Source organism: Nocardia sp. MDA0666 (assembly GCF_003023875.1).
In the GTDB taxonomy this organism is placed as follows: domain Bacteria; phylum Actinomycetota; class Actinomycetes; order Mycobacteriales; family Mycobacteriaceae; genus Nocardia; species Nocardia aobensis.
On sequence record NZ_PYHT01000030.1, the window covers coordinates 65,083 to 71,594 of the forward strand.

7 protein-coding genes are annotated in these 6,512 nt (G+C 70.7%); 4 read left to right on the forward strand and 3 right to left on the reverse strand.

The genetic code is table 11. From position 1 onward, the window contains the following. Nucleotides 1-15: 15 nt before the first annotated feature. Nucleotides 16-252: a sulfur carrier protein ThiS gene (gene thiS, locus C8258_RS28950; RefSeq protein WP_063012958.1), complete on the reverse strand. Its 237-nt coding sequence runs from the start codon at nucleotides 250-252 to the stop codon at nucleotides 16-18. Beyond that, complete coding sequence (gene thiO, locus C8258_RS28955; protein WP_106957859.1) at nucleotides 249-1,343, reverse strand: glycine oxidase ThiO; 1,095 nt, start codon at nucleotides 1,341-1,343, stop codon at nucleotides 249-251. Before thiO ends, thiS begins: the two co-directional genes overlap by 4 nt. A gap of 147 nt (nucleotides 1,344-1,490) precedes the next feature. Between thiO and thiE the strand changes: the two genes are divergently transcribed. Further along, nucleotides 1,491-2,195 (forward strand): thiamine phosphate synthase, encoded by a 705-nt coding sequence (gene thiE / locus C8258_RS28960; protein WP_030516618.1) that lies wholly within the window; start codon nucleotides 1,491-1,493, stop codon nucleotides 2,193-2,195. A 47-nt stretch (nucleotides 2,196-2,242) separates the two neighbouring features. Here thiE and C8258_RS28965 read toward each other — a convergent pair whose 3' ends face one another. Then, the gene (locus tag C8258_RS28965) at nucleotides 2,243-2,914 is read right to left on the reverse strand and encodes an NUDIX hydrolase (RefSeq protein ID WP_106957860.1); all 672 of its coding nucleotides are present in this window, start codon (nucleotides 2,912-2,914) and stop codon (nucleotides 2,243-2,245) included. A 145-nt stretch (nucleotides 2,915-3,059) separates the two neighbouring features. On the opposite strand from C8258_RS28965, the gene C8258_RS28970 reads away from it, so the two are divergent. The 3 genes from C8258_RS28970 to C8258_RS28980 form a co-directional block, all read left to right on the forward strand. After that, nucleotides 3,060-4,409 carry a hypothetical protein gene (locus C8258_RS28970; RefSeq protein WP_106957861.1) on the forward strand — a complete coding sequence of 450 codons (1,350 nt, stop codon included), beginning with the start codon at nucleotides 3,060-3,062 and terminating at the stop codon, nucleotides 4,407-4,409. After that, a complete protein-coding gene (locus C8258_RS28975) occupies nucleotides 4,406-5,377 on the forward strand; it encodes a glutamate ABC transporter substrate-binding protein (RefSeq protein WP_106957862.1) in 972 nt (323 codons plus the stop codon). The genes C8258_RS28970 and C8258_RS28975 overlap by 4 nt, the downstream gene beginning before the upstream one ends. Nucleotides 5,378-5,380: 3 nt before the next feature. Beyond that, a partial coding sequence (locus tag C8258_RS28980) for a serine/threonine protein kinase (protein ID WP_233225411.1) occupies nucleotides 5,381-6,512 on the forward strand: 1,132 nt, incomplete at its 3' end.

Sequence of the window (6,512 nt, forward strand, 5' to 3'; positions counted from 1 at the left end):
GCTGTGCCCGGAATGTCAGCCACCCTGCACCGCCGTCAGGACCTCGATCTCCCAGCCCCGGCCGACCGGCTCGTCCCACCGCGACTTCGGGAACAGTGAACCGTCCACCGCCAGGGCCACGCCGCGGCACGGCAGTTCCAGACGCTCGAGCAGTTCCCGGACGGTGAGCGGCTCCGCGAAGACGTGCTCGGTGCCGTTCACCGTGACGCCGACGGGAATCGATGGGGACGCGGAACTCGGTTGCGCGGTCACTGGTTACCTCCTGATGATGATGCGGGAGTAGCGGTTTCGGCGGTGGCGAAACGGTGCGGGTCGGCGGCCTTCGCCTCGGCGAGGACGTCGTCTGCCAGCAGCGCCGCCACCGCGTCGACGGTGATCGGTACGCCGAGAATGCCGTTGCGCCCGTGACCGGTGGCGGCGATCACCCGGTCCGAGAGCCATCCGATCAGCGGCAGATTGTCGGGGGTGCCGGGACGTCCGCCCGCGGCGGCCTCCGCCAGTTCGTATTCGCCGAGGGCCGGCCACACCGCTTCCGCGTCGGCGATCAGATCGCGGACCCCGGCCACGGTCACGGTGGTGTCGAATCCGGCCTCGTACTGCGTGGCCCCGACCACCAGGCCGTCGGCGCGCGGGACCAGATAAACCGGCCGGCCGTGCACCCGCGCGCGGATCACCGAGGACGGCGGCGGCGGGGTGCCCGGGCGCCGGCGCAACCGCAGGATCTCGCCCTTGACCGGGCGCACCGGCAGCTCCCACAGTCGCGCGCTGGCCGACCCCGCGGCCAGCACGATCCGATCGTGGTCGAGTTCGTCCACAGCCGTCACGGGCGTGGGATCGATGTGCACACCGGCCTGTTCACATCCGCGACGCAGGGCCGCGAGCAGCAGGCGATTGTCCACCGCCGGCTCGTCCACGGCCAGCAGACCGGCCCGGGCGGTGCGCGAGAGCCCGGCCTCGGTCGCGCGGACCCCGGCCCGGTCGAGCACGCGCATCGCATATCCGTGGGTGGCGCAGAAGTCGGCGATCGTGCGCAGGTCGGCGGCATCGGCCGCGTCCAGTGCCAGGGTGAGGGTCTGCCGGGCCACGAAGACGTCCACCCCGGTGGCCTCCCGCAGCCGGGCGCCGAATTCCGGCCAGCGCCGCAGCGATGCCGCGCCGAATTCGAGCAGTTCGTCCTCGCCGGGCCAGCCCTCCGAAAGAGGAGCGAGCATGCCGCCCGCGACCCAGGACGCGCCGGACCCCACACCGGGATCGAGAATCGTCACCGACCAGCCCTGTTCGGCGGCCCGCCAGGCCACCGACAGACCGATCACACCCCCACCCACGACGGCCAGACTTCGCATCACTCCACCTCGCTCGGGTCCCGGACTCGCACGGACCGCGCCGTGCACGGCCGACACCGGGAAATCGGCGTTCCCACGCGGCCGCCATCGCTGCGGGAATGCCCTCTTGTTTCGCCTCTCCACGGTAGCGCGGCTACGGTCGAAGCCGTGCAACCGTCCCAACCGCAACGCCCGATGGCACCGCGCGAACGCCTGGCCTCGGCCCGGCTCTACCTGTGCACCGACGCCCGGCGCGATACCGGTGATCTGGCCGCATTCGCCGAGGCGGCGCTCTCCGGTGGTGTCGACATCATCCAGCTGCGTGACAAGGGTTCGGCCGGCGAGGCGAAGTTCGGGCCGCTCGAGGCCGGCGCCGAACTCGGCGCGCTGGCCGAACTGAAGGCCGCCGCCCGCCGCCACGGCGCGCTCGTCGCGGTCAACGATCGCGCCGATATCGCGCTGGCCGCCGGCGCCGATGTGCTGCATCTGGGCCAGGGCGATCTGCCGCCCTGGTACGCCCGCCGGATCGTCGGGCCGGATGTGGTGATCGGCCGATCCACCCACAATCGCAACCAGGCCGGGCTCGCGGTCGTCGACGAGCACATCGACTACTTCTGCACCGGGCCGGTGTGGAATACGCCGACCAAACCGGGCCGCACCGCGGCGGGTATCGAGTTGGTGCGCTCGACCGCGGAGTCGCATCCGACCCGGCCGTGGTTCGCGATCGGCGGGATCGATCGCGACCGCCTGCCGGAGGTGCTCGCGGCCGGTGCCGACCGGGTGGTCGTGGTGCGTGCCATCACGGCGGCGCGCGACCCGCAGGCCGCCGCCCGCGAACTCAAACAGCGGTTGCTGGAGAACGCGGCGAACTGATCCACAGCCGTACACATGGGGAGGACACGGCTATTCACATACGGCGTTCAGCCCAGTACCTGATCCAGGGTCAGCACCAGCGTTTCCTCGTACCGCGCGTACCCACCGGATCCGTTCTCGCGCTGCGCGATCCGGGCGGTCGGCGCGGCGGCATCGTGCGTGTCGAGCCACAGGAAGCCCCGATCGGCGAGGTCGATCGTGCGCGGCAGCACCGCCGCGACGGCGGCCGCCTCGGCCAGACCGTCCAGTTCGAGCCGGGCCGCGGCCGCGCGCAGCCCGGGCCACGCGACGGCGAATCCGGGATGCAGCGGCCGGGCGTCGACCTCCTCCTCGGGGACCCACGCCAGTTCCGCGCTTTCGCGATTAGCGGTGGTCGCCAAGGTTTCCGACACATCGGCCACCACGGTGGTATAGGTCCAGCCGGAGTCCGCGGTACTCGTCACCCGGCTGCCGCGCACCCGGACCGCCTCCGGATCGATTCCGGCTTCTTCCTGCGCCTCACGGACCGCAGCGTGCACGCTGGTCTCATGACTGTCGCGTGCACCACCGGGCAGCGCCCACGTTCCACCCTGATGGCTCCACGGCGCCCGGTGTTGCAGCAGCACCAATGCGCCGCCGCCCTGCCGGGGTGCCCGCAGCAGCAGTCCGGCGGCCCCGAACAGGCCCCATTGCCGCGTCCCATCGGGGCTTTCCAAGAAGCCGTCTCCGTCACCGCGCATGCTCCGCCTCGTCCCGATCCGCGCCGGCGTCCTGATCGCCGGCCTCCGGTACCGCCGTCGTGACCGACACATATCGGGCGGTACCGGTACGACCACAATAAGCTCAGTCCGCACAATGCAACCCGCTGAACGAACGGAGGTGGGCATGGCTCGAATCGGGCATTCGCAGCTCGACGAGCTGTCCCCGCGGGCCGCGGCTGCCGCCGTGCGCAGCCGGCTCGACGCGACCGATGTCCGCGCGTTCGCGCGCTCGTCCCCCGCGCGGCTGATCGCGCTGGGCCTGTTACTGCTCGGGCTGTGCCTGATCGCCGGCGCCGTCACCTCCGCAGAGGTGGGCCACCGCCAGCACGCCCTGGACTATCTGCTGGACGAGGCCGAACCGGACGCCAATTCCGCACAGCACCTCTACACCTCGCTGTCGGTGGCCGATGCCGCCGCCGGCACCGCGTTCATCTCCGGGGGGCTGGAGCCGAAACCGGTGCGCGATCGCTACGACCAGGCGGTCGGCGAGGCAGCGGCGGAGCTCGTGGCCCAGTCCGACAACGCCGGCACGCCCGGCTCGATCACACCCGATGCCGACACCCGGCTGCGCACCGGTGTGGCCACCGAACTGCCGGTCTACACCGGCCTCATCGAGACCGCGCGCGCCAACAATCGCGAAGGCCACCCCGTCGGCGCCGCCTATCAGAGCGAGGCGTCGAATCTCATGCAGACCACCATGCTTCCGACCGCGCAGGAGTTGCAGGAGCACCGGTCCGCGGCGATCGCGGCGACCCAGCGCCAGCACGTGCGGCCGCCGTGGGCGGCGATCGTGCTGCCGATCCTGACGCTCGCCGCACTGGTGGCGGCGCAGTTCTATCTGGCCCGGCGCTGGCATCGGGTACTCAACCCGGGTCTGCTGGTTGCCTCCGGCATTCTGCTGATCCTGCTGGCCTGGACGGTGATCGCCGGATCGTTCTCGGCGGTGGCGACCACCTCGGGACGCGACGACGGCGCGGTGCCGGGCGCCCAGCTGACCGAGAGCCGCATCCTGGCCCAGCAGGCGCGGGCGGCGGAGACGCTGAAATTGGTGCGCCGCGATGCCAGCGGCGACTACGACCACACCTACGACACCGCCACCGCGCGCCTCGACGATCTGCTCACCCACTATCCGGGCGGCGCACCGGGCGCCGATGATGTGCGCAATGCGCATGCGGCACTGGGCCGTTGGCGTTCGGCTCATCAGCGGATGAACGACGCGCTGGGCCGCGGCGATTTCCCGGCCGCCACCGCAGTGGCGATCGGCGCGGATCCGGCGCAGGCCAGCGCGGCGGTCGACACCCTCGACAACGCGCTCGCCGCCGGTATGGGTGAAACGCGGAATACTCTGCGCGGGGAGATATCCGATGCCGCGCGATCGCTGGATTTCCTGGCCCCGGGCGCACTCACCCTGGCCGCGCTGGCGGCGGTGTTCGTAGTGGCCGGGCTGTGGCCGCGTTTGAGGGAGTACCGATGAGGGCGAGGCGGGTCGCGGCAGCGGCATTGGCGGCATCGGCCCTGCTGGCCGGCGGCTGCGGCGGTGCGCCGAGCGCCCCGCGCACCGGCGGCAGCGGCACCTACACCGAACCGCCACTGCCGGCCAATGCCGTTGTGACACAACCACAGTCGGCACCCGCCCCCGGTCTCGAACCGCAATGCGGCAATCCCACCGCCAGCCTGCGTCCCGGCGCCGATCACGGGCCCGCCCTCGACGCCGTCCGCGCGCGCGGGCGATTGCTGGTCGGCCTGGATCCCGGCAGCAATCTGTTCAGCTTCCGCGATCCGATCAGCGGCACCCTCGCCGGCTTCGACGTCGACGTCGCCGCCGAGATCGCGCGCGATCTGTTCGGCGATCCGCGCCGCATCGAATACCGGATCCTCGGTTCGGCGGATCGTGAACGGGCACTGCAGGATCACAGCGTCGACGTGGTGGTGAAGACCATGACCATCACCTGCGACCGACGCCAGCGCGTCGATTTCTCCACCACCTATCTGATGTCGCATCAGCGCGTCCTGGCGGTGAAGGGATCCGGCATCACCTCGATGGCGGATCTGGGCGGTAAGCGGGTCTGCGCGGTGGGCGGCACCACCTCGCTCGACCGGATTCGGCACATCCAGCCGACGGCCGCGATCATGACGGTGCCGACCTGGGCGGACTGCCTGGTGGTATTGCAGCAGCGCCAGGTCGACGCGATCAGCACCGACGACGCGCTGCTCGCCGGGCTGGCGGCGCAGGACCCCTACGCCGAGGTGGTGGGCCCCGCCCTCAGTGACGAGCCGTACGGCGTCGGCATTCCGAAGGGTAACGACGATATGGTCCGATTCGTGAACGCCACCCTGCAGCGGTTGCGCACCGACGGCACCTGGGATCGGCTCTATCAGCATTGGCTGGCGCCCGCGCTGGGTCCCGCGGCCGGACCGCCGGAACCGACCTATCGGGACTGATCCATGTCCGAGCACCACGACCTCCCCGAATCCGAGTACCCGCCGACATCTGTCACGCCCGCACCGGAATCCGGTGAGGATCCGACGACACCACAGGCCCGCCACGCCCCGGAACCGCCGGAGACCCGGAAGACACCCGGGCCTCGGCAGATCCATGGGACGCAGCACATCCCTGGAACTCAGCGCGCCGACCTGCCCACCGCTGCAACGCCTTTCACCCTGTCGGATACCGCCGCGGCCACGGCCGGCACCGGCGGTCCCGACACCTCGTCGTATCCGAGCGAGCCGAGTCGCCCCACCGGACGCAGCGGGCGCACGGTTCGCTCCCGCCCCACGGTCCGTCGTCTGGGCGCCGGTCTGGTGCCGATTCCGGCTGTGCCGCAACTGGATCCGATGGTGGCGGTGCTCGCCGATCCGGTGGTGGCCGAGGGACGGCGGTACTGCTGGCGCTGCGGCCGCCCGGTCGGGCGCACGACGGCCGCGCACGCCGCCACGGCCGTCGGCATCTGCGACAACTGCGGCGCACCCTACGATTTCCGCCCGTACCTGCGGGCCGGCGATCGCGTCGCCGGGCAGTACGAGATTCAGGGCTGTATCGCACACGGCGGGCTCGGCTGGATCTATCTCGCGATCGACCGCAATGTCAGCGACCGCTGGGTGGTGCTGAAGGGCCTGCTGCACGGCGGGGATGCCGAGGCCCAGGCCGTCGCCGTGGCCGAACGCCAATATCTGGCCGAACTGGCCCATCCGAGCATCGTCAAGATCCACAACTTCGTCGAACATCCCGGTCCCGGCGGCTCGCCGATCGGCTACATCGTCATGGAGTACGTGGGCGGTCGCTCGCTGCGCGATCTGCTCGACACCCATACGCGGCCGGAGCGGATGCCGGCGCCGGAAGCGATCGCCTACATCCTGGAGATCCTGCCCGCGCTGGAATACCTGCACGCGCTGGAACTGGCTTACAACGACCTCAAGCCCGACAACATCATGGTCACCGAGGACCAGGTGAAACTGATCGACCTGGGCGCGACGGCACCGTTCGACTCCTACGGAAATCTCTACGGCACCAAGGGTTTCCAAGCACCTGTCTCTTATACACATCTCCGAGCCCACGAGACCGATCAGTATCTCGTAT